General features: G+C 59.4%; 21 protein-coding genes and 1 pseudogene. 8 read left to right on the top strand and 14 right to left on the bottom strand.

Annotated features, from left to right (window positions below):
• Window positions 1-27 precede the first annotated feature (27 nt).
• The 7 genes from bluB to B30_RS11150 all read left to right on the top strand — a co-directional run bounded on the left by bluB (window position 28) and on the right by B30_RS11150 (window position 4,380).
• On the top strand, window positions 28-672 hold the full coding sequence (gene bluB, locus B30_RS11185; protein WP_009572179.1) for a 5,6-dimethylbenzimidazole synthase: 645 nt from the start codon (window positions 28-30) through the stop codon (window positions 670-672).
• A 35-nt stretch (window positions 673-707) separates the two neighbouring features.
• Window positions 708-1,217 (top strand): ribosome maturation factor RimM, encoded by a 510-nt coding sequence (rimM, locus tag B30_RS11180; protein WP_009572178.1) that lies wholly within the window; start codon window positions 708-710, stop codon window positions 1,215-1,217.
• Window positions 1,214-1,399: a hypothetical protein gene (locus B30_RS11175; RefSeq protein WP_009572177.1), complete on the top strand. Its 186-nt coding sequence runs from the start codon at window positions 1,214-1,216 to the stop codon at window positions 1,397-1,399. The genes rimM and B30_RS11175 overlap by 4 nt, the downstream gene beginning before the upstream one ends.
• A 180-nt stretch (window positions 1,400-1,579) precedes the next feature.
• The gene (gene trmD / locus B30_RS11170; RefSeq protein ID WP_009572176.1) at window positions 1,580-2,413 is read left to right on the top strand and encodes a tRNA (guanosine(37)-N1)-methyltransferase TrmD; all 834 of its coding nucleotides are present in this window, start codon (window positions 1,580-1,582) and stop codon (window positions 2,411-2,413) included.
• A 251-nt stretch (window positions 2,414-2,664) separates the two neighbouring features.
• Window positions 2,665-3,048 (top strand): 50S ribosomal protein L19, encoded by a 384-nt coding sequence (gene rplS / locus B30_RS11160; RefSeq protein ID WP_009572175.1) that lies wholly within the window; start codon window positions 2,665-2,667, stop codon window positions 3,046-3,048.
• A gap of 11 nt (window positions 3,049-3,059) precedes the next feature.
• Window positions 3,060-3,281, top strand: coding sequence for a 50S ribosomal protein L31 (gene rpmE, locus B30_RS11155; protein ID WP_009572174.1), 222 nt, complete (start codon window positions 3,060-3,062; stop codon window positions 3,279-3,281).
• A gap of 286 nt (window positions 3,282-3,567) precedes the next feature.
• On the top strand, window positions 3,568-4,380 hold the full coding sequence (locus tag B30_RS11150) for a division plane positioning ATPase MipZ (protein WP_009572173.1): 813 nt from the start codon (window positions 3,568-3,570) through the stop codon (window positions 4,378-4,380).
• A gap of 26 nt (window positions 4,381-4,406) precedes the next feature.
• Here B30_RS11150 and B30_RS11145 read toward each other — a convergent pair whose 3' ends face one another.
• From B30_RS11145 to B30_RS11095, 11 genes and pseudogenes are all read right to left on the bottom strand, one after another.
• Complete coding sequence (locus tag B30_RS11145) at window positions 4,407-4,817, bottom strand: hypothetical protein (RefSeq protein WP_009572172.1); 411 nt, start codon at window positions 4,815-4,817, stop codon at window positions 4,407-4,409.
• Between the two features lie 53 nt (window positions 4,818-4,870).
• On the bottom strand, window positions 4,871-5,164 hold the full coding sequence (locus B30_RS11140; RefSeq protein WP_009572171.1) for a hypothetical protein: 294 nt from the start codon (window positions 5,162-5,164) through the stop codon (window positions 4,871-4,873).
• Window positions 5,165-5,285: 121 nt separating this feature from the next.
• Window positions 5,286-6,239, bottom strand: a complete 954-nt coding sequence (locus B30_RS11135; protein WP_009572170.1) for a glycosyl transferase family protein — start codon at window positions 6,237-6,239, stop codon at window positions 5,286-5,288.
• Window positions 6,240-6,245: 6 nt separating this feature from the next.
• The gene (locus B30_RS11130) at window positions 6,246-8,882 is read right to left on the bottom strand and encodes a nitrate reductase (protein WP_009572169.1); all 2,637 of its coding nucleotides are present in this window, start codon (window positions 8,880-8,882) and stop codon (window positions 6,246-6,248) included.
• 41 nt (window positions 8,883-8,923) lie between these two features.
• A pseudogene (locus B30_RS11125) lies at window positions 8,924-10,147 on the bottom strand (NAD(P)/FAD-dependent oxidoreductase); the annotation flags it as partial.
• A 46-nt stretch (window positions 10,148-10,193) separates the two neighbouring features.
• Entirely contained in the window at window positions 10,194-11,876 is a 1,683-nt protein-coding gene (locus tag B30_RS11120) for an ABC transporter ATP-binding protein (protein WP_009572167.1), read from the bottom strand.
• Between the two features lie 5 nt (window positions 11,877-11,881).
• Window positions 11,882-12,964 (bottom strand): ABC transporter permease, encoded by a 1,083-nt coding sequence (locus B30_RS11115; RefSeq protein ID WP_009572166.1) that lies wholly within the window; start codon window positions 12,962-12,964, stop codon window positions 11,882-11,884.
• 74 nt (window positions 12,965-13,038) lie between these two features.
• The gene (locus B30_RS11110; protein ID WP_009572165.1) at window positions 13,039-14,406 is read right to left on the bottom strand and encodes a CmpA/NrtA family ABC transporter substrate-binding protein; all 1,368 of its coding nucleotides are present in this window, start codon (window positions 14,404-14,406) and stop codon (window positions 13,039-13,041) included.
• Window positions 14,407-14,666: 260 nt separating this feature from the next.
• Complete coding sequence (locus tag B30_RS11105) at window positions 14,667-15,842, bottom strand: CmpA/NrtA family ABC transporter substrate-binding protein (protein ID WP_009572164.1); 1,176 nt, start codon at window positions 15,840-15,842, stop codon at window positions 14,667-14,669.
• Window positions 15,839-16,423: an ANTAR domain-containing response regulator gene (locus tag B30_RS11100; protein ID WP_009572163.1), complete on the bottom strand. Its 585-nt coding sequence runs from the start codon at window positions 16,421-16,423 to the stop codon at window positions 15,839-15,841. The genes B30_RS11105 and B30_RS11100 overlap by 4 nt, the downstream gene beginning before the upstream one ends.
• Before the next feature lie 103 nt (window positions 16,424-16,526).
• On the bottom strand, window positions 16,527-17,033 hold the full coding sequence (locus tag B30_RS11095; protein WP_009572162.1) for a DUF2478 domain-containing protein: 507 nt from the start codon (window positions 17,031-17,033) through the stop codon (window positions 16,527-16,529).
• Between the two features lie 96 nt (window positions 17,034-17,129).
• On the opposite strand from B30_RS11095, the gene mobA reads away from it, so the two are divergent.
• Window positions 17,130-17,750, top strand: a complete 621-nt coding sequence (mobA, locus tag B30_RS11090; protein ID WP_269771046.1) for a molybdenum cofactor guanylyltransferase MobA — start codon at window positions 17,130-17,132, stop codon at window positions 17,748-17,750.
• Here mobA and B30_RS11085 read toward each other — a convergent pair.
• The 3 genes from B30_RS11085 to B30_RS11075 form a co-directional block, all read right to left on the bottom strand.
• A complete protein-coding gene (locus B30_RS11085) occupies window positions 17,747-17,992 on the bottom strand; it encodes a sulfurtransferase TusA family protein (protein ID WP_009572160.1) in 246 nt (81 codons plus the stop codon). The genes mobA and B30_RS11085 overlap by 4 nt on opposite strands.
• Before the next feature lie 53 nt (window positions 17,993-18,045).
• The gene (locus B30_RS11080; protein WP_009572159.1) at window positions 18,046-18,984 is read right to left on the bottom strand and encodes an isopenicillin N synthase family dioxygenase; all 939 of its coding nucleotides are present in this window, start codon (window positions 18,982-18,984) and stop codon (window positions 18,046-18,048) included.
• Window positions 18,985-19,212: 228 nt separating this feature from the next.
• Complete coding sequence (locus tag B30_RS11075; RefSeq protein WP_040402344.1) at window positions 19,213-20,229, bottom strand: LacI family DNA-binding transcriptional regulator; 1,017 nt, start codon at window positions 20,227-20,229, stop codon at window positions 19,213-19,215.
• Between the last annotated feature and the right edge of the window lie 124 nt (window positions 20,230-20,353).

The raw sequence follows: 20,353 nt of genomic DNA, 5'->3' as shown, positions 1-20,353 counted from the left end.
GGATGGATGCGATACAGGATCAAACAGATGACGACATCTCACATCGGCCAGTTTTCACAAGCGTTTCGAAACGATCTGCATGCGCTGCTGCGCTGGCGGCGGGACGTGCGTCGGTTTCGCACCGATCCGGTGGATGAGGCGGTTCTGACCAAATGCCTGGATGCCTTCACCTTGGCGCCCTCGGTTGGTCTGTCGCAACCGTGGCGGATTGTGCGCCTGACATCAGAAACTGCGCGCAAAGCCGCGCTTGAGAATTTCGAGGCCGCCAATGCCGACGCGCTGGCCGGCTATAGCGGCGAGACCGCCAAACAATATGCCGGGTTGAAACTGACCGGGATGCGCGAAGCCCCGGTGCAAATCGCGGTATTTTGTGACGAGGCCACAACGGAGGGCAAAGGCTTGGGCGTGGCCACCATGCCCGAAATGCTGCGCTATTCCGTGGTCTCCGCAATCATGCAATTTTGGCTGATGCTGCGCGCCGAGGGCATTGGTTTGGGCTGGGTCTCGATCCTTGACCCCAAGGCGCTCTGCCGCGACCTTGAGGTGGCAGACACATGGAGCCTGATCGGCTATCTTTGCATCGGGCACCCCGAAGAAGACACGGAACTGCCGGAACTGGAACGCCTTGGGTGGGAAAAACGTCACCCTTGCCCGGACATTCTGGACCGTTAATCTGAAGCGCCGCAAAGGCCAGTCGAGAGTTGGATATGACGGATACAAGAATCATCGTTGGCGCCATTGCGGGCGCGTTTGGCGTTCATGGCGAAGTGCGGATCAAAAGTTTCTGCGCTGATCCCGAGGCGATTGGCGACTACTCGCCCCTCACCTCTGAGGACGGTAAAACCACCTATAACCTCACCCTCACCCGCGCGATCAAAAACGGCTTTGCCGCCGATCTGGAAGGTGTGACCACCAAGGAAGAGGCCGACGCACTCAAAGGCGTCGTGCTTTATGCCGAGCGGGACGTTTTGCCCTCATTGCCCGACGACGAATATTACCACGCCGACTTGATCGGGCTGACTGTACTGGATACGGGCGGCGCGGTGTTGGGCACGGTGAGTAATGTGCTTAACCACGGCGCGGGTGATTTGTTGGAAGTCTCAGGGCCTGCGTTGAAAGCCTCGGTGTTGATGCCATTTACGATGGCGGTTGTGCCGACGGTGGATTTGGCGTCTGGCCGGATCATCGCGGACCCGCCGGAGGGGCTGTTTGAGTGAGCCGACGGATTCTCATCCATGCCGGGTTTCACAAAACCGGCGCGACGACGCTCCAAGACATTTTCGTTTCGCAACGTGGCCATCTTGCGCCGCATGTTGAAGCCGACCTACAAGACCGCGTGCTTTTGACGCCGCGATGGTACGCGGTTCTCGGTTTGTCGGGCCATCGCGGTAACGCCTAAAGCCACCAAGACCAAGGTCTCAGCCCGCGCCATTGATTTCTTTTCGCTGTTGGACATCGAAGATCCCCGCCTATCAAATGGCGCAGGAGGCGATTGTAAACCCAACGGCACCTAAAGCGGATCAGCTTTCACGTTTCCTTTCGCCCTTGGCGCATCTCTTGGGCACGGCTATATGGCGGTATGTCTGACGAATCCGACTCCACCGCCCCAAAGCCGATGAAATCCCATGGCCGCCTCGCCGTGCGCCCCACCGTGGCGCCGCGCGAGTTGATGACCAACACGCCGGACCTGATGGGGGTGTGGAAAGCAAAAATCATCACGCTGTTTCCTGAGGCCTTTCCGGGAGTCTTGGGCGAAAGCCTGACCGGCAAAGCATTGCAAGAGGGCACATGGCAGTTGGAGCAAATCCACCTGCGCGAGTTTGGCGAGGGCAAACACCGCAATGTCGATGACACGCCTGCGGGGGGCGGTGCGGGGATGGTGCTGCGCCCTGACGTGATGGGCCGGGCGATTGACTTTGCCATGAACGGCACACCGCCCAACCGCGAAGACTGGCCGCTGGTGTACCTGTCGCCACGCGGCAAACGGTTTGATCAGGCGACGGCGAAACGTTGGTCCAAGGCGCGCGGGATCACGATGATCTGTGGCCGCTTTGAGGGCGTCGATGACCGGGTGCTGTTTCACTACGGCATCGAAGAGGTCTCTCTTGGCGATTTCGTCCTCACTGGCGGCGAGATCGCAGCACAGGCGATGATCGACGCCACGGTGCGGCTTTTGCCCGGCGTTTTGGGCAATGCCGAGAGCATCGAAGACGAAAGCCATTCCAACGGCCTTTTGGAACATCCGCAATTCACCAAACCCGCTGAGTGGCGCGGCATGCCGATCCCAGAGGTGTTGATGTCGGGTCATCACGGTAAAATTGCGGAGTGGCGGCAAAAGATGTCCGAAAAAATCACCCGCGAACGCAGGCCGGACATGTGGGCGGCCTATGAGGCCGAAAAATCCAACAAATAAAGGGGAAAACCCTCTTGATCGAATGGCTGGATGGCCCTATACACCGCCCATCCGGGACCGGAATCGGTTCGCGGATCTTTTTTCTTTGGTCTGATGTTTTCTTCGGCATCACCTGAGACCCGGAAAATGACCAAAGCAAAGACGACCTGAACCTCTGGCGGGCGCATCAGCGGACCCGATAGAAGACACAGAGCTCTGAGGACGCGTAAACCTTCACGGGCCAAAACCGTGAGCATCATTGGAGTAAAGCGATGAACCTTATCGCCCAACTGGAAGCCGAGCAGATTGCTGCCCTCGGCAAGACCATCCCGGATTTCAAAGCCGGTGACACCATCCGCGTCGGTTACAAAGTGACCGAAGGCACGCGCACCCGTGTGCAGAACTACGAAGGTGTCTGCATCTCCCGCAAAAACGGCAAGGGCATCGCTGGCTCTTTCACCGTGCGTAAAATCTCCTTTGGCGAAGGCGTGGAACGTGTGTTCCCGCTGTTCTCGACCAACATCGAGTCGATCGAAGTTGTGCGTCGTGGCCGTGTGCGTCGCGCCAAACTGTACTACCTCCGTGATCGTCGTGGTAAATCCGCACGTATCGCCGAAGTCACCAATTACAAGCCGCTTTCCGGCGCAGACGCGTAAGGATCTGACCGATGAAAAAAGATACACACCCCGAATACCACTTCATCGACGTCAAAATGACCGACGGCACGATCCTTCAGATGCGCTCCACCTGGGGCAACGAAGGCGACCAGCTTGCCCTCGACATCGACCCGACCGTGCACCCGGCATGGACCGGCGGCAGCTCGCGCCTTATGGATGCTGGCGGTCGCGTGTCGAAGTTCAAAAACAAATATGCGGGCCTCGGCTTTTAAGCCAATCCCCGTTTATGATGATCAACGCCGCCCCATGGGGCGGCGTTTTTCGTTGCGAGCACGCTGTCCCTCTTTTCCAGTCCTGCCCGCATCTCTGGGCTTCGGCCAAACCAGACCCAGCCCCCCCCCCGCGCAGCAATGCCACATTTCGGCAACGGCCCTGAGGTTGCCCCTTCCCGCATGTTGATCGCACTTGAACAAAAGCCCCGAACAACGGCATACAAGAACTCAAACGACATGAGCGCGCAGACCAACAAGCGCGCCGAGAGAAGTGGGAATACGGGACGTGGCGCATATTATCATCGTCGGGAACGAAAAGGGCGGGGCCGGGAAGTCAACCGTGTCCATGCATGTGGCGACGGCTTTGTCCCGTCTGGGCCTACGGGTGGGCGCGCTGGATCTGGATCTGCGCCAAAAAACATTCGCCCGCTATTTGGAAAATCGCCTGTCCTATTGCGTGCGTGAAGGCATGGACCTTCCGACGCCCGAATATCGCGACCTGCCACAAATCGAGGCCGCGGATTTGGCCGAGGGCGAGAACATCTATGATCGTCGTCTGTCGATGGCCGTGACCGGGCTTGAGGAATCCTGTGACTTCATCCTGATCGACTGTCCCGGCTCACACACCCGCCTGTCTCAGGTGGCGCATTCGCTGGCCGACACGTTGATCACGCCGATGAATGACAGTTTCATCGACTTTGACCTTTTGGCGCGGGTTGATCCTGACACCAACAAAATTCTCGGCCCTTCCGTCTATTCCGAAATGGTCTGGAACGCCCGGCAATTGCGGGCACAGGCCGGGTTGAAACCGATCGAATGGGTGGTCTTGCGCAACCGTTTGGGCGCGCAACAGATGCACAACAAGAAAAAGATCGGTGACGCGATGGAGGAGCTGGCGAAACGGATCGGGTTCCGCGTCGCGCCGGGGTTTTCCGAGCGGGTGATTTACCGCGAACTGTTCCCGCGCGGTCTGACGCTTTTGGATTTGAAAGACATCGGTGTGAAATCGGCGCTCAATATTTCCAACGTTGCCGCCCGTCAGGAGCTTCGCGACTTGATGAAAGAGCTGAAATTACCCAATGTTGACGTCGATTTTTGATCAGGTTTGAACCGGGCGCGAGCCGCTCAGTTCAATTTGACCACGCTCACATCTTCAGCATTCAATCCCTTTTTGGCAAGTTGCGCGGCAAGGCTGTCGGGGCTCTCCCCGTCACTGTGCGGTGCGAGGATGGTTTTGGGGTTCAATTTGATCTGTCTCGGGTGCGCGCGCCATAGCTGACGCGGGTCATATTTGGCGTACCACGGTTGGCTCGGGCTGCCATAGGCATCATATATACCGTAGCCTGCGGAAGCATGGCCAGACTTGCCCGAAAGCTGATCGGTCAACGACATATAGGACGCGGCGGCTACGCTGGTTGAGGACAGGTGTGAGATGTCCCCAGTCTGCGCCGCCTGACGCAAGCCGTCTGATTTAAAGACGACGAATCCAATCGCCAGTGCCGAAAATAAAACCGCCTGAAGAACCAATTTATACATAAAACGCTCGTGGAAAATATCTGAATACAATGAGAATGTTAGGCCATTTTTGGTTAGGCCAAGTGATCAAGCCGGCGCAGGAACGCATCGCCCTTTTGCTTGCCCGCAGGCGCAATATGGCGTTCGCCGGGGGTCACATAGCTCGCGCTCTCCTCAACCAGCGTGCTGCGGGTCGGGTGCTGTGCTTTGACCTCGCGGTGGCGTTGGATCATCAGGGCTGCGACCGCAAAGATCATCAGGCCAAATCCAATCGCCATCATCGTCACCTGATCAGCAGCATCCAGCCCCGCCATCCACTGTGTCAGCGCCTCTTGTGCCATATGTGCATAGTCGAGTGCATAGTCCATGTTCCGGGCCTCCATCGCCTGTCATGCCCTCACAGTGCTGGTGTAAAACGGCAAAAATCGGGCAAGGGCATGGTAAAAGCCGAAGGAATTTAAGGTAAAGACAGGGCGCCCAATGCCACGTTTACGCCAAGCGATGGGCCCAAAGCCTGTGCGCCGTCTCCTCCGGCGCCACCTCGCCCAACGTGTCAAGCGCCAGAGCTGCGGTGGAGAGGACAATCGCCTCGGCAAACGGATCATCCAGACGCCCGTGCCACAGATCAGACAGGCGTGACAGCTCCGTTTCGCCATCGTTCAACCGGCGCGCCTCCTCCCCGGCAGGCGGGAAAAGCGCCTCCCAACTCTGCCCATTGCGCAAGCCAAAGGCCTGAATGTCCTTTGACGGGTTGCGTTCAAATTCGCCGCCGCCGCCTTTGATCACCGTCATCGCGGGCAGGCCCAAAAGGGCGGAGGCATCGGCCTGAAGCTCTCGGTAGGGCGGGTGAAACACACCTTGGACCGAGGCCCGCGCACCGCCGGGGTTGAGCATCCGCGCCACGGTGTTGAGGCAAGACCGCAGGCCAAAATCGGCGCGCAATTGCAACAGGCGCAACAGCTCGGGCGAGAAATTTTCCAGCGGCAGATAGGCAATACCCGCGCGCTCCATCGTGTCGCGCGCAGCACGCGGGCTGTCGCAACTCTCGATCCCGGCAAAGGGCAGGCCCTCGCGGATCAAATGACCGTTTTCGCCCAGCCCGTTCCAACCATGCATCAAAACCTTATGCCCGCCCAAAGCGATCAGCCGCGCCGAGAGCAAAAACCACGGCAGGCCACGCGTGCGCCCGGCGGCATAGGACGGCCAGTCCAAATCCGGCCTCGGCACGGCGGTCAAACCGGCACGCAACGCGGCGGTAAAGCCAGCGATCTCGCCGGGCACCTCGCCTTTCATCCGCATCAGCATCAGCATCGCGCCGACGCTTTCGGGTGCCGCCTCCCCACGCAACACCCGCAACAGCGCCTCTTGCGCCTCCTCAAAAGTCAAGGATCGGGACCGACCGGGGCCACGGCCCAGAATGCGGACAAATTCAGCAATGCTCATCGGGGCTCACTCAGCGGCTTCTTTGGTTTGGGCCTTGGCGATGAGGGCGGAAATTTCCGGGCGACAGGAGCCACAGTTCGTGCCCGCATCCAATGCCGCGCCAATCGCCTCCACGCTCATCAACCCGCGCGTTTCAATTGCCGCCAAGATAGTGTTGATCCCGACATTAAAACAAGAGCAGAGCACGGGACCGGGGTCCGGTTGATTGGCAGGCGACTTGCCCGCCAACACGCCCGGCACCTCCTGGCCCGGCAGAGCCGCCAGATAGTCGCGCATCACTGCGACGGGCGTGCGTGAGACGAACAAAGCGGCGACCAAGGCACCGTTGACATGAAACGCCACCCGCGCCGTGCCTTTGGCCGGGTCCAACATGGTCTGGACATCGGCATCAGGCAGGCCAAACAGCGTGCGCGCCTCTTCGATCCAATCTTCGGGCACGGTCATCCCGGCCAATTCAACCCGGTATCCGGCATAGGTTTTGGCCAAGGCCCAATAGTCGTATTTCGGTTTGATCGGCATTTGCGAAATGGCAAAGCCGTACCATTTGGCGGCAAAGGGCGTGACCGAAACCACTGCGCCTTTGCTTTCGGGTTGGCCGGAAATCGGGTCCGTGACCGAGGGCACCAAAGCGTCAATCCGCCCCGAGGGGGCATTTTCCCCGGTCCAGTGCATCGGCACAAAAACCTCGCCTTTGGGAGTCCGATCCGTGATCATCGCGCGCACGATCGCCCGGCCATTCGGGGTTTTGAGCAGGACCAATGCGGTCGGGCCAATACCCTGTGCGCTCGCATCCTCTGGGTGAATTTCCACAAAAGGTTCGGCCAAATGCGCCGATAGACGTGGTGAGCGCGCAGTGCGGGTCATCGTATGCCATTGATCGCGAATGCGCCCGGTGTTCAGACGGAACGGGTAACGTTTCTCTGTTTTGGCCACCGGCGGTTTCCACGCCACGGGCAGCATCCGCCCCTTGCCATCAGGGGTGAAAAACCCGCCATCGGCAAAGAAGCGACCGCCCTTTTTGCCGCTTGAAACCGGCCAACGGGTCGGCGCAAGATCGGCATAAGCGGTGTTCGAGAGGTCCGCGAGGCCGGATATGTCAAAATCGCGGCCAAAGCCGCCCGCAATCCCCGAAAGGGCCGCATATTCGCGGAAAATCTCCGCCGGGGTTTCATATTCAAACGCGGCGTTGAAGCCCATGCGCCGTCCGACTTCGGCCAGTTGATGCCAATCGGGGCGGGCCAATCCCGGCGCCGGCAAAACCGCACGTTGACGCGACATCATCCGGTCCGAATTGGTCACCGTGCCGTCCTTTTCGCCCCATCCGGTCGCGGGCAAAAGCACATGCGCCAAACGGGCGGTGTCTGTGGCGACGGTGATGTCGGAAACCACGACAAAATCGCATCCGGCAATGGCATCGCGCACTTTATCCGCGTCTGGCATGGAGACGGCGGGGTTGGTGTGAATGATCCAGAGCGCCTTGATCTTGCCCTCGCCCACCGCCTTGAACATCTCAACCGCTTTCAGCCCCGCAACCTCTGGCATGACAGGAGCGGACCAAAAGTCTTTGACCGCGTTGCGATGATCGGCATTCTCGAGATCGAGGTGACAGGCCAACATATTGGCCAATCCGCCGACCTCGCGCCCGCCCATGGCGTTGGGTTGGCCAGTGACGGAAAACGGCCCCATCCCCGGCTTGCCGATCCGCCCGGTGGCGAGGTGGCAATTGGTGATGGCGTTGACTTTATCGGTGCCCGACGAGGATTGATTGACGCCTTGGGAAAAGATCGTGACAACCTTTTTCGTACCGCACCAGAGATCGAAGAACTCGGCCAGAACGTCATCAGAGAGGCCGGTGGCCGCGAGATCATCGGCGCGTGCGCTCACTAAAGCTGCATCCAGTCCGGAGACATATTTGGCAAACTCCGCATCAATCAGGCCGCGTTTTTCGATCTCGGCCAAAAGCCCGTTGAACAGAGCCACATCCGAACCAAGCGCCAGCGGCAGATGCAAATCCGCCAGATCGCAAGAGGCGGTACGGCGTGGGTCGATGACCACGAGTTTCTGATCCGGGCGTGCTTTGCGGGTGGCAAGGATACGTTGATAGAGCACCGGGTGACACCACGCGAGGTTCGATCCGGTGAGCACGATCACATCGGCCTCGTCCAGATCCTCATAGGTGCCCGGCACCGTGTCGGTGCCAAAGGCGCGTTTGTGCCCGGCCACGGTCGAGGCCATGCAAAGGCGCGAATTGGTGTCGATATTGGCGGAGCCGATAAAGCCTTTCATCAACTTGTTGGCGACATAGTAATCCTCGGTCAACAATTGACCCGAGACGTAAAAGGCAACCGAATCTGGCCCGTGTTTGGCGATGGTGTCTTTGAACGTCGTTGCGACCAGATCCAGCGCGCTGTCCCAATCTGTGTCCTGGCCATGGACGCGCGGCGTCAAAAGGCGGTCATCGAGGGAGACGGTTTCGCTCAAAGCCGAGCCTTTGGAACAGAGCCGCCCGAAATTGGCCGGGTGATCGGGATCGCCCCGGACCTCCAGCGCGCCTTGATCATCGACCGCCAAAAGGACGCCACACCCGACCCCGCAATAGGGGCAGGTTGAGCGCAAAGAACAGGCGGATTGGGGGCGTTTCATGCCAAAACCTCCATAAAAACGGGTACATCAACCGGCGCAGGCGCAGCGGGTTCGGGTTTGGGCGCGTCCTGATAGGCCGGGCCAAAAATCAACGTGTCACGCAGCGCAGACACATCGACACCGTCGCGGATCAGGTTGAAAAACCAGCCACCATCCTGGGTGTCGCCGTATATCACCGCGCCGATCAGACGGTTGTTTTCAATCACCAAACGTTTGTAAACGCCTGCGCGCAGATCGGAAAAGACGATGCTCTCACGCCTCTCTGCCTCGGAAAAATCGCCAGCGGAAAAGAGATCGCAGCCCGTGACTTTCAACTTGGTGGAGACGTCTTTGTTGACGAAACAGCCGGGCAGATCGCGCAGGGTTTGGGCCAGTACTTTGGCCTGATCAAACAGCGGCGCGACAAGACCAAAGACCGCGCCCCGGTGTTCAACGCATTCGCCCAGCGCATAGATGGATGGATCAGAGGTTAGGAGTTGATCATCGACACAAACCCCCTGCCCGACCCTCAACCCCGCCTCACGCGCAAGGCCGACAGAGGGCACAATCCCAACGGCCATCAGCACCAGATCGCAGGGGAGCTCAGAGCCATCGGCCAAGCGCAGCGCCCGCGCCTGTCCGGCGGCATCGGCCAGGATTTCTTGCGACTGGGCGTTGCAGACAACGGTAATGCCGCGCGCCTCAAGCGCCTGTTGCAACAGATCGGCGGCTGGCGCATCGAGTTGGCGGTTCATCAGATGACCCGCCCGCTGCACCACGGTGACCTCAACCCCGCGCGCCGCCATCCCCGCCGCCGCTTCAAGCCCCAAAAGCCCGCCACCGATCACCACCGCCTTGGACCCCGCGCCCAACCCGATCATCCGGTCGGTGTCTTCAACATCACGGTAGGCGATCACACCGGGCAGATCATGCCCCGGCAGCGGCGGGATGTAGGGGGCCGAGCCCGTGGCGATGACCAAACGGTCATAGGGCACCGCACCCTTTGTACCGATCACCCGCTTGCCCTCGCGGTCAATCGCGATGACCCATTCGCCAAAGCGGCAGGTCACGTTATGGTGAGCGTACCATGCATCATCATGGGTGACGATCTCGTCATAGCTTATCTCCCCGGCCAAAACGGGCGAAAGCATCAGGCGATTATAGGTGCCGCGCGGCTCGGCATTGAACAGGGTGATGTCGAAGGCCTCAGGGGCCTGCGCCAACAGATGCTCCAACAGTCGCCCAGAGGCCATCCCCGCCCCGACGATGACAAGCCGCTGTGGCATCAGAGGGCCCCCCCGACGAAAAAAATGCTCGGATCATCCATCGAGATCACTCCGCCGCAACGGCTTTTGGGGTCGGAATGGATTTGGGCTTGGCGCCATGTTCGTACTCCTCCAAGAAATCGAGCACCTCTTGGCGGTAGTGGTAATAATCCGGGTGTTCCAACAGCGCCTTGCGGGTGCGCGGGCGGGGCAGTTTGACGTCGGTGATTTTGCCGATGGTCGCCTGTGGGCCGTTGGTCATCATCACCACCCGGTCCGAAAGCAAAATCGCCTCATCGACGTCATGGGTGACACAGATCGCGGTGACTTTGGTGCGCTCCCAGACCTCCATCAACACCTCCTGCAGCTCCCAGCGCGTGAGGCTATCGAGCATGCCGAACGGTTCATCCAACAACAGCAGTTTCGGCGACAGGGCAAAAGCGCGGGCGATGCCGACGCGTTGTTTCATGCCATTCGACATCGACGCGGCCTCTTTGTCCATCGCATCGGCCAGACCGACCCGTTCGAGGTAATATTCGATCACGTCCTGACGCTCGGCCTGCGAGGCTTTCGGATAGACCTTGTCCACCCCAATCGCCACGTTTTCCTTGGCGGTGAGCCAGGGGAACAGGTTCGGCGACTGAAACACCACGGCGCGTTCCGGGTCCGCCCCGCGCACTTCATAACCGTCGAGTTTGATCACGCCTTTGGAGATGTCATTGAGCCCTGCCGCCATGGTCAGGACCGTGGACTTGCCGCATCCCGAATGGCCGATGATCGAAATGAACTCACCCCGGTTCACTTTCAGGTCGAAATTTTCAACCACGGTCAGCGGACCTTTGGGGGTGGGATAGATTTTATGGATTTGCGAGAAATCGAGGAAGCGGTCTTCGATCATGCCTTCTTGTGCCTTGGCGACGGCGGCGGGTACCGAATGGATCGGCATGACATTGGGCAGAACCTTGGTGCCCTCGGCTTTGCTTTCGATCCCGACATCCATCAGATATTTGGTCACTCGCGCGCGCAGCATTTTAAACCCATCATCCGTATTCATCGCAATCCGGTCGCGCGGGCGCGGAATGGTGACCGTGAACTCTTGGCCCAGCGTCCCATCGGGATTGAGCGCAATGATCCGGTCGGCCAAAAGAATGGCCTCGTCGACATCATTGGTGATCAGGACACAGGTCTTTTGATCCGCCTCCCAGATATGTTCGATCTCATCGGCCAGATTGGCGCGGGTCAGGGCGTCAAGCGCCGACAGCGGCTCATCGAGCAACAGAACCTCAGGGTTCATCGCCAAGGCGCGGGCAACGTTGACGCGCTGGCGCATCCCACCCGACAATTCAGCGGGGCGGCGCGCGGCGGCATGCGACAGGCCAACCATGCCGACATAGTGATCGACCTTGGCCTCTTTCTCGGCATTGGACAGACCCGGAAAGATCGTATCCACCGCCAAGCGCACATTGCCGCTGACCGTCAGCCAAGGCATCAAAGAATAGCTTTGAAAGATCAAGCCACGCTCAGGCCCCGGCCCGGTGATCGGCTTGCCCTTAAACGACACGGTCCCCTCAGACGGCGTTTCAAGCCCGGCCATCAGATTGATCAGCGTGGTCTTGCCCGACCCGGAAAAGCCCAAGAGCACAAGGAACTCGCCCTCTTTCACGTCGAGGTTGATATGTTTCAACACCTCGGAGCGCGTGAGACCCTGACCGAAGCCTTTGGAGACATTGTCGAATGTGAGAATGCTCATGTCGGTCACCGGTTGTTGGAGAAGGTGAAAAGGGATTGCAGCGCGAACATCACCCGATCCAACAGAAAGCCGATGATGCCGATGGTCAGCACCGCGACGATGATTTTGGCGAGAGATTGCGAGGAGCCGTTTTGGAACTCATCCCAGACGAATTTGCCAAGGCCGGGGTTCTGCGCCAGCATTTCAGCGGCGATCAACACCATCCAACCCACACCGAGCGAGAGACGCAGCCCGGTAAAGATCAACGGCAAAGCCGAGGGCAGCACCAATTTGGTGACTTTCGAATAGGTGTTCATTTTGAGCACTCTGGAGACCGAGATCAGGTCCTTGTCGATGGAGGCGACCCCCAGCGATGTGTTGATCAGCGTCGGCCAGAGCGAACACAGCGTCACGGTGATGGCGGAGACAAGGAAGGATTTCGCGAACATCCCGTCATTGTTGGTGTAAAGCGCGGAGACGATCATCGTCACAATCGGCAACCATGCGAGCGGCGACACCGGTTTGAAAATCTGCACCAAAGGGTTGATTGCGGCGTTGGCATAGGGCGACAGACCCGCGAAAATCCCCAAAGGAATGGCAATGGCCGAGCCGATCAGAAAGCCGAAAAACACGGTTTTGATCGAGGTCCAGATTTGCGTGTAATAGGACGGCGAGCCGGTGTAGGCGATGTCTTTGACCTCGTCGGCTTTGCCCTGTTCGATCAACCGCGCGTTGCGTTTGTCCACGCGCTCTTCAAACGCGGCCTTCTTTTCGGCCTTGGCCATCGCGTCATAATGTAGGTTCACGGCCTCTTCCCAAACGGCCGAGGGGCCGGGGATTGCGCCCAATGAGGTTTGCACTTTCGGGGCCAATGTGCCCCAGAGCATCAAGAAACACAGGATCGCCAAAACCGGCACCCCCAAGAGTTTCCAGATCTCTTTGACCTGTGCCTTGGGGTTGTCGCCCGCGATGGCTTTCAAAATCGGGGTCATCCAACTCAGACCCAAGACCTGAAACCAAGTGTCGGCTTTGTTGATGCGGGTGAACAGTTTCGCACGGCGGGCCGCTTTGGCCTGTGTGTCCAGAGCGTGCGGATCTATGGCGGTCATTGCAGGGTCCTCGCGGGAAAATCAGGGGCGGAAAAATGGGCGCACCCGAAAGCGCGCCCCAGGGGAGGTATGGGTTAGCCTTTGACTTCGGTGCCAATGACGATCTGCTCGCCTTTCAGGCCGATCGGCAGGCTGTCGAGATAGGCGTTGGGCGCGCGGCCGTCATAGCCGATGCCGTCGATGACATCTTCGGCCGGGGTCGGGGTCTTGTAGCCATCGCTGTCCCACGGGAAGTCGGCCTCATCGGCCAGACCCTCTTCGACCAACAGTTTTGCAGCCTCCAAATAAATCTCCGGCTTGTAAACGGATTTGGCGACCTCGTCGTACCAGCTGTCCGGCTTGGCCTCAGAGATTTGCCCCCAACGGCGCATCTGGGTCAGATACCACACTGCGTCCGAGTAGAACGGATATGTGGCGTTGTAGCGGAAGAACACGTTGAAATCGGGAACCGAGCGTTTGTCGCCCTTTTCATATTCAAAAGTCCCGGTCATCGACGCGGCAATCACCTCTTCGTCGGCCCCGACGTAATCCGGGCGCGACAGGATTTTGACGGCCTCTGCGCGATTGGCGTTGTCGTTTTCGTCCAGCCACATCGCGGCGCGGATCAACGCTTTGACAACCGCTTTGGTGGTGTTCGGGTTCTCCTCGGCAAACTCAGCGGTGATGCCAAACACCTTTTCCGGGTTGTTTTTCCACAGTTCGTAATCGGTCACAACCGGCACGCCGATGCCTTTGAACACGGCCTGTTGGTTCCACGGTTCACCGACGCAATAGCCGTTGATGGTGCCCGCTTCCAACGTGGCCGGCATCTGCGGCGGCGGCGTGACGGAGAGAAACACATCCGCGCCGATCTGGCCGGTGATGTTGTCGGTGGAATAGAACCCCGGATGCAACCCGCCCGCTGCCAACCAGTAGCGCAGCTCGTAGTTGTGCGTGGAGACCGGAAAGACCATGCCCATGTTAAAGGGCTTGCCTTCGGAACGGAATCTTTCAACCACCGGAGCCAGAGCCGAGGCGGAAATCGGGTGCTGCACCTTGCCCTCCGCATCCAATGGGATGTTCGGCTTCATCTCATCCCACACCTCGTTCGACACGGTGATGCCGTTGCCGTTCAAATCCATCGAAAACGGCGTGATGATATGCGCTTCGGTGCCATAGCCGATGGTCGCGGCCAAGGGTTGCCCGGCCAACATATGCGCGCCGTCCAGGGTGCCGTCGATCACGCCGTCCAGAAGCACTTTCCAGTTGGCTTGGGCTTCCAGCGTCACAAACAGGCCTTCGTCATCGAAAAAACCCTGTTCATAGGCCACGGCCAAAGGCGCCATATCGGTCAGCTTGATAAAACCAAAGGTCAGTTGATCTTTTTCGAGATCAAGCATCTCAGCCCAGCCAGGAGTGGCGAGCGCCGTGGTGGCCGCGAGGCCGAGAAGAAGGTGTTTCATCTGTGTGTCCCTTAGTCAGTGCATGCCCTGTTGGAGGCGAAAAATAAAAAAAAGCCGCCGACAAATCGCCCGGGAGGAGGGGGCGGTTGTCGAGCGGCTTTGCTCAGTCATCCCGATCATCGGGATGGAAATCTCGTATCGCGGCATCGTTGCCTTCGATGTCTTATCTATGCGTGGAATCGCGCTGCACATGCAAAAGGCGTCGGGTCGTGCGGACCAAAAAATGCTGCAAACGCACAGTTTTGCCCATTATTTGCGCATCAATCCCCCTTTGGATCAAAAACACGCCCATCAAAGAACCGATTTTGACCAAGGATCAAGTGCCCCGCCTCAGAAGCCACCGCCATGGGTGCATCCAATCCGCCCTCGACTTTCGAGGAGGCACCCGGCAAATCCGCGGTGGTTCCCACAAGCGCCTGACGGTGAAGATCGGAACGAAACACTCCGGCGGCCACGCTGCGCGCCATCACCTGATCCAACCCCATCCGGGTGGCCAACTGCATTCCGATCCATTCGGCCTGCGACCGCCATGGGAAAGTCGCAGCCCCTTTGAAGAATTCGACAAACCCGTCGACATGACGCTCTTCGCCCGCAGGTCCGATCACCAAACGCCCCGTCAAGGCGCGCTCCAGCATGTCCGAGGGCAGATCAAGGTATTCGGGGCGGCTCAAAAGTTCGGAGGTCAACATCCGGCTGTCCGGTTCGCCCAACCAACGCCCCGCGCGCCACACGGCCCGGATCAACCGACCCATCAAGGCGCTTTCCTGTTCGGCCCAGTCTGAGCGCACCGCCAAGACCTTTTCGGGCGCACAGGACCAGATTGCCGATCCAGGCAACAAAAGCTGCCCCACGCCATTGTCCACCGCCTGCGACCCCCAAGGTTCGCCGACGCAAAACGCGTCAATGTCGCCTGCCTCCATCGCATCGGCCATCAAAGGCGGCGGCACGGTGTGGATATCGACCGATTGCGGCGCAGGAAGGCCCAGCGCCGAGAGCCAGTAATATAAAAGCTCGGCATGCATCGAAAACGGAAATGGCACACCGATCCGCAACCGCCCCTTGGCGGCCGCGATCAAGGCGGTGCCCGCCTTATAGGCATCGTTAAAGCCGAAATCATGGCCCTGATCGTGCAGCCGCGCAGCCAAAGCATTGGACACGCCGATCACGTTGCCATTCACCGACAGCACTGAGACGGCCGACAGTTTCGCCCCCGCCCCGCCCAGACCCAACGCCGTGGCGACTGGAAGCGGCGACAGCATATGTGCCGCCTCGACCTGACCAAAAGACAACATATCGCGCAGCGAGGACCAGGAGGGCGCAGGTTTGAGGGCAAGGTTGATGCCCTCCTCGGCGGCAAATCCCATTTCCTGTGCCACAATCAAAGGGGCTGCATCGACGAGCGGTATGAACCCGACCGAAACCGTCACCGCCCTCATGCCAAAAGCCCCGCCGCCGTGACCAAAGCCTGCGCCACATCGGCAACGCGACGCCCCTGGTCCATCGCGGTTTTGCGCAAAAGCGCATAGGCTTCGTCTTCGCCGATGCCTTTCGCGCGCATCAACATGCCCTTGGCGCGGTCAATGACCTTGCGTTCTTCCAGCGCCTTTTTGGTTTCAGCCAATTCCGTGCGCATCCGCTGAAACATCCGAAACCGGGCGATGGCGGCATCCAAAATCGGTTTGACCCGGTTTGAATGTAATCCGTCAACAATATAGGCCGAGACCCCCGCCTCGATCGCAGCGGCAGACAGGCCCTCATCCGAACGATCCACAAACATCGCCACCGGGCGATCCAGAGGACCGGAGGCCAAGGTCAGCTCTTCCATCGTGTCACGAGACGGGTTTTCGATGTCGATCAGCACGATGTCCGGGTTACGCGCCTGTATTTGGCGCGCCAGCCCAGTGACTTCGGCGATGATATAAATGTCGAAGTCACCCGCTTGCCGCAGGCTGTCCACGATCAGCTGCGCGCGGGTGCGGTCGGTTTCGACGACGATGATGGATAGGGGGGCACTCATGGCCTCAGATCGCGGCGATCGGCCTATAAAGTAAACGATTCCCGCGCGGCGCGCGCTGTGCCCTTTGGCAATATGTCAAAAATTAAGCTTATGCGCATATTTTTTAATCGACATGCAACTTTGCATGGCACCACTCCAACAGCACCGTCAGATCGGGCGCAAGCGGTTCGGCGATGTCGCCAGCAAAGGCGTCAAAGCCGTGAAGGTTTTTCTCATTGACCCCAAGGATTACCGGGACACCGCGATGCAGCGCCTCGGCGATCAGCGCGCGAAAGCCCCGGCCCGCCACTTCCTGTTTGCCGAATTTGTTGATCACAACCAACTCCGCCCCTGCCTCCAAGGCCCGTTCCGCCTGTGCCACGGCCAGTTCAAGCCCCTCGGCGTCCAAACGGCAGCCTTGCGACATCTCACCCAAGGCTTGCGTGATGGATCGGCTCTCCCCCGAGGGCAGCAGCTTCAGTTCCATATGGCATTTGCTTGCGCCGGGACGCTCGCGATTGATTTGCACCGCGCCCGCGAGACGGCGGCCCTCGGAGATCAGCCGGTCGGCCAAGGCGCATAACACCGCATCGGTTTCGCCGCGCCCCGCCATCATCACATATCCCAACATGAACCAGCCCTTGATCTGTCTGGCCCTTGCAGTCCGCGAGCCTTGATTGGATGGTATCTGGACATACAGACGGAACGCCAGAGAGGAAAGCACGCAGTGACACCAAGAATAACGCAGATCGCCGGGGTGATCCTTGCGGGGGGGCAAGCGACCCGAATGGGCGGGCAGGACAAGGGCATGATGCGGCTTGGCGGTGCACCTTTGATCGAGCGGGTGATCGCGCGGCTTTCGCCGCAATGCGCCACACTCGCGATCAGCGCCAATGGCGACCTGACCCGCTTTGCCGACTTTGGCTATCCGGTGTTCTCCGATGGCAGCATAGAGTCGCAGGGGCCTTTGGCGGGGGTTTTGGCCGGGTTGGACTGGGCCGCGCGCATGAGCTTTGAGGCGATTGTGACGGTGGCCACCGACACGCCGTTTTTCCCAACCGACCTTGTGACACGGCTGCAAGCGGGTTCCTCGCCCGTAGGTTTTGGCCTGGCCGTGACCGAGGCAGAAGGCAGACGGTTTTGGCATCCGACCTTCGCGCTTTGGCCGGTGGCATTGCGCGATGAGCTTCGGGAGGCGTTGCGGCACGATCAACGGCGGATGCGGCAGTTTGCCGAGAGCAAAGGCGTGGTGCCGGTGGTGTTTGAGACATCCCCGTCGTTTGATCCGTTTTTCAACATCAACACGCGCGAAGACCTCGCCCGCGCCGAAGCCATGTTGACCTCTTAAAGCGTGGTTTTGCTGCGGCGAATCAGATAGCTCTGCACGCCATCCTCGTCGGACATCGACACAAATTCATGCCCCGCCTCGGCGCAAAAATGCGGCACGTCGATCACCGCCGCCGGATCAGAGGCCCGCAGGCGCAATATCTCGCCCGGTGCCATCGCCAAAAGCCGCTTGCGGGCTTTGAGCACGGGCAGCGGGCACAACAGGTCGATGGCATCGAGGTCTTGATCAAAAATATGGGTCATACTGCAGCCTTACTGGCCGCTCATGCCCCTGTCCAGCCAGTCTCAATCCAACGCTACTGCGCCACGGCCGCCGAAAGATAAATCTCGTCCAAACGCGCCCGTAAATACTCCGCGGCGCGAATGGGCGCGTAATGCGCCGCACCCGTGCCGGGCAGCGGGGTGATCAGGCTGTCGGGATTGGGATCAAGGTAAAAGGCCGCCAAACGGCGCGGCGCGGCGGGCGGTAAAATCCGATGCGGCGCCGAGCGATATTGATCATTGGACCACCGCATCAGGCAATCCCCGACCAACACCAACAAACTGTCCGGCATGTCCGGCACATCGACCCATTGGCCCGCTTTGTCCTGAACCTGAATCCCGGCGGAGCCATCGGTCAGCACCATCGTCAACGCGCCGTAATCATGCTGTGCCGGACCGTCCACGGTGTCAGTGGCGGCAATGTCCCACGGGTTGGCCGGGTAATGTGACAGGCGCAGGGTGGCCATCGGTTCGGTGAAATGCGGCTGGAAAAAATCGGCGTGCAGATCGAGATCACGTTCGACCGCGCGCATCAAAAGCCGCCCCAGCGCCAGCATTTCCTTGTAATAATCCAACATCACATCGCGAAACATGTCGATCGCGGGCCACGCGTTTGGGGCGCGAAACGGCTCATGTGCCAGCACACGCGGATCGTTGGGTTGAAGATCCAAGCCGATGCTAAAACTCTCTTTGTACAGAGGCACATCCGGGCGGTCCGCCATCACTTCGACACCATAGCCCGCCCAGCCGCGATTGGTGTTGGAATGGCGGATGTCGAGGGGGGTTTTGTCCCGCGTTGGCAGGGCAAAAAACGTATCGGCCACCTCGCCCACATCCGTCAAAAGCCCGCGCGGAATGCCGTGATGTGTGAGAAAAAAAACGCCACTGTCGCGACAGGCCTCCCCCAGTGCTGTCGTAAACCCGACCGAATCTTGCCCAGACGAAAATGCCCGGAAATCCAAGACTGAAAACATATCTCTCTCTTTCAAATAAGGCCTGTATCCTCCTCCCCAGGACGATCTACAGGCGGATCGCGTTGACTGAGATCAGGATATGCGGCAACGGATCAGGTGAAGACCACAACCTATAGGGGAAATCCTCCGACAGGGGCTTTTGGTCATTCTACGGGCGATTTTCGGGTCAGGGGGTCAAAATTCGGGCGGATGTGATCCGGGCCAGAGGGCTGCAACAGAGGCTGCGACCTAATGAGTCCCGCGCAAAACCAGATGCGTGTCGATATAGGCCACGTCACTGGGCTTTTCGGGATCGGCCAGACGTGCGCTCAGCAATTCGACGACTTTATCGGCGTAAATGTCGATCGGATTGCAGACGGTTGTCAGATTGATCCCCGGCCAGCGCGCCATGGAAATATCATCAAATCCGACGATGGACAGATCGGCCGGAACGTCGATCCCGCGCGCGCGCGCAGCCCCCAGCGCGCCGATGGCCATGGCATCATTGGCACAGAGCAGCGCATCAAGGCGCGCGCGCTCAAACAGGCGTTCGGCGGCGGCAAACCCGCTCTCAACCGTAAAATCCCCGGCCTCAATGGCAACAGGTGCCAGCCCGGCGGCGGCCAAAGCCCGCATCATGCCGTCTTGGCGCGCGCTTGAGGAGCTATAGCCCAAGGGTCCAGCGATATAGCCAAAATTTTGGCGGCCACGGTCCAACAAAAGCTGGGCGGCGGCCTGGCTTCCTTGCGCATTGCGACAACAGACATTGTCGATTTGCGGATGATTGAGGACGCGCCCCGACGAGATCACCGGGATGTGCAGCTTGGTGCATTCTCTGGCAATGGCGGGGTCCATGGAGCCGGAGCGCAGGATCAACGCATCCAAAGGATAGCGCAGCACCTCGCCCATCGCCTCTTTGACGGATGAAAGCCCGCCGCCATCAATCAGGATCGGCCATTTTTGAATGGCGTTCAGTGCGCCGACAAGGCGGGTGACGACTTCGGTGTCATAGGCATTGCGCATGTCGCCGACGAAAATCGCGACCAGATGCGAGCGCCCACCCTGAAGCCCCGCCGCCAAGGCATTTGGTCGATAGCCCAGTTTGAGAGCGGCGTCGCGTACGCGCTCACGTTTTTCCTCGTCCAGATACGCGCCTTCGGTAAAAGCGCGTGACACTGCGGAACGCGATACGCCCGCGGCCTCGGCCACGTCTTGAGCTGTCACACGGCGGTGACGCTTGGGGGCTATGAGCTTGTCTTGATCCACGGCGTCTCTGTCGGGCTTTGGGTCATATTTTGTCAAGAATGATAAAAATCTTTCACATTCCCATTACATCCGCCGGGTATCTGAACACGTGTGCACAGGCGTGCAGGCCCTGATGGACATCCGG

The organism is Celeribacter baekdonensis B30 (genome assembly GCF_000299875.1).
GTDB classification, from domain to species: domain Bacteria; phylum Pseudomonadota; class Alphaproteobacteria; order Rhodobacterales; family Rhodobacteraceae; genus Celeribacter; species Celeribacter baekdonensis_A.
This window is presented reverse-complemented; position numbering and strand designations above follow the sequence as displayed.